This is a genomic window from Gelidibacter sp. (assembly GCF_035577925.1).
GTDB lineage: Bacteria > Bacteroidota > Bacteroidia > Flavobacteriales > Flavobacteriaceae > Gelidibacter.
In genome coordinates this window covers 1-2,672 of record NZ_DATJCY010000095.1, presented here as the reverse complement: position 1 = coordinate 2,672, position 2,672 = coordinate 1, and the positions used below count along the sequence as shown (strand labels likewise).

The 2,672-nt window shown below is 38.2% G+C and carries 2 protein-coding genes; both read left to right on the top strand.

The genetic code is table 11. From position 1 onward, the window contains the following. Positions 1–444: alpha/beta hydrolase family protein (locus tag VNJ50_RS03335; protein ID WP_325579036.1), on the top strand; the 444-nt coding region annotated here is incomplete at its 5' end. Positions 445–620: 176 nt separating this feature from the next. Beyond that, positions 621–2,531, top strand: coding sequence for a molecular chaperone HtpG (gene htpG / locus VNJ50_RS03330; protein ID WP_325579034.1), 1,911 nt, complete (start codon positions 621–623; stop codon positions 2,529–2,531). The last annotated feature ends 141 nt before the right edge of the window (positions 2,532–2,672 follow it).

Genomic DNA, 2,672 nt, shown 5'->3' with positions numbered 1-2,672 from the left:
CATTCGTATGGTGCGTTTATGACGGCCAACTTATTGGCACATTCTAACTTATTCGCCGCAGGAATTGCGCGAAGTGGCGCTTATAATAGAACGTTAACGCCTTTCGGATTTCAAAGTGAAGAGCGCAACTATTGGGAAGCGCCGGAAGTTTATAACACCATGTCGCCGTTCCAAAATGCGCACACCATGAAAACGCCATTGCTATTGATCCACGGTGAAGCCGATAATAATGCAGGAACGTACCCGATGCAAAGTGAGCGTTATTTCAATGCCCTAAAAGGTTTGGGTGCACCTGTAAGATTGGTAATGCTTCCTAAAGAAAGCCATGGTTACAGTGCCAAAGAATCAGTGATGCATATGCTTTGGGAGCAAGACCAATGGTTAGAAACTTATGTGAAGAACAAAAATAAAGTCTGGCATCGATCTAAAGAAGGCAGTAATTAAAAATTAATAATTTCAACATCCTATTCAAAAAGCCATTCTCAATGCAGAATGGCTTTTTTATGCCATCTTGTCACAAATAGCGACTTGGCATTTTTGTTGACTAAGAGATGCATAGTTCATTTAAGTTTAACAGAATAAGGTTCCCTTCTTCGAGGGAATGATTAAAATTATAAATTATGACAAAAGGAAGTATTAATGTTTCGGTAGAGAATATCTTTCCATTAATTAAGAAATTCTTATACAGTGACCACGAAATCTTTTTACGTGAGTTGGTGAGTAATGCCACAGATGCCACATTAAAGTTAAAACACCTCACCAATATCGGTGAAGCCAAAGTAGAATACGGCAATCCAAAAATTGAAGTCAAAATTGATAAAGAAGGTAAAAAACTTCATATTATCGATCAAGGTTTGGGAATGACCGCTGATGAAGTTGAAAAATACATCAACCAGATTGCTTTTTCGGGTGCCGAAGAGTTTTTGGACAAATATAAAGATGCCGGAAAAGATGCCGGTATTATCGGGCATTTCGGTTTAGGCTTCTACTCCGCTTTTATGGTGGCCGAAAAAGTTGAGATCATCACCAAATCATTTAAAGAAGGTACAGAAGGCGCGCGTTGGACCTGTGATGGATCGCCAGAATTCACTTTAGTACCAGATTCTAAAACCGATCGTGGTACAGAAATCGTCCTTCACATTGCTGACGATTCTTTAGAGTTTCTGGAAGAATCAAGAATCCGTGAATTATTGGTAAAATACAACAAATTCATGCCAATCCCAATTAAGTTTGGAACTAAGGAAATTAATGATCCGGACCACAAACCGGAAACCAAAACCGATAAAGACGGTAAAGAAACGACAGAACCGCAACGCAAAATTACAGTCGATAATATCATCAACAACCCTAATCCGGCGTGGACCAAACAGCCTACCGAATTGGAAGATAAGGATTACAACGCTTTTTACAGAGAATTGTACCCGATGCAGTTTGAGGAACCACTATTCCACATTCATTTAAATGTAGATTATCCTTTCAACCTGACCGGTATTTTGTATTTCCCAAAAATGTCGGGCGATTTGAATATCCAAAAGGATAAAATCCAATTGTACCAAAACCAAGTATTTGTAACGGACAATGTAGAAGGCATCGTTCCGGAATTCTTGACCATGTTGCGTGGTGTGATCGATTCACCAGATATTCCATTGAACGTTTCCCGAAGCTATTTGCAAGCCGATGGTGCTGTCAAAAAAATCTCGTCATACATCACCCGTAAAGTAGCGGATAAATTGAAATCCCTGTTCAATGACAACCGTGAAGATTTTGAGAAAAAATGGAACGACATCAAAATCGTCATTGAATACGGTATGCTTTCCGAAGATAAATTCTTTGAAAAAGCTGAAGCTTTCGCATTGTATCCAACGGTTGATGGCAAATATTACACCTATCAAGAGTTATTTGATAAAATCAAAGACAGCCAAACGGATAAAGATGGCAAATTGGTCATTTTATACGCCTCCAACGAAGATGCACAACACAGTTATATTGAAGCGGCAACAACTAAAGGTTATGAAGTGTTGTTATTAGATTCGCCCATTGTAAGCCACTTGATGCAAAAATTGGAAACCACCAAAGAAAACATCACGTTTGCCCGTGTGGATGCCGATCATATTGATAATTTAATCAAGAAAGACGATACCAAAATTTCTAAATTATCAGAAGAACAACAAACCGAATTGGAAACCATTTTAAAAGAAGCCATTCCTGCTGAAAAATTCATGGTCCAATTGGAAGCTATGGATAGTGATGCTTCGCCATTTATTATCACACAACCCGAGTTTATGCGTCGTATGAAAGAAATGCAAGCTACAGGCGGCGGCATGTTTGGCATGGGCAATTTGCCAGAAATGTACAACTTGGTGGTCAATACAAATTCTGAATTGGTAGGCGAGATTTTGAATACCAAAACCAAGAAAAAACAAGAGCGCTTAATTTCGCAAAGTTTAGATTTGGCAAGATTGTCACAAGGTTTGCTGAAAGGTAAAGAATTGAGCGAATTTGTAAAACGTTCATACGAACTGTTGAAATAATCAAATTCCTGCGAAGGCAGGAATCTCAAAAACCAAGACAAAACCACTTCGCGCAAACGAAGTGGTTTTTTTATATAACAAAGTTAAACACAAGGTTTTAACTCTTTAATCTGATTTTTAAACAAATTTATTTTAGTACAT

What these genes read in the sequence shown, in the direction of transcription:
- htpG (WP_325579034.1), top strand. Translation starts at nt 621, where the DNA reads ATGACAAAAGGAAGTATTAATGTTTCGGTAGAGAATATCTTTCCATTA.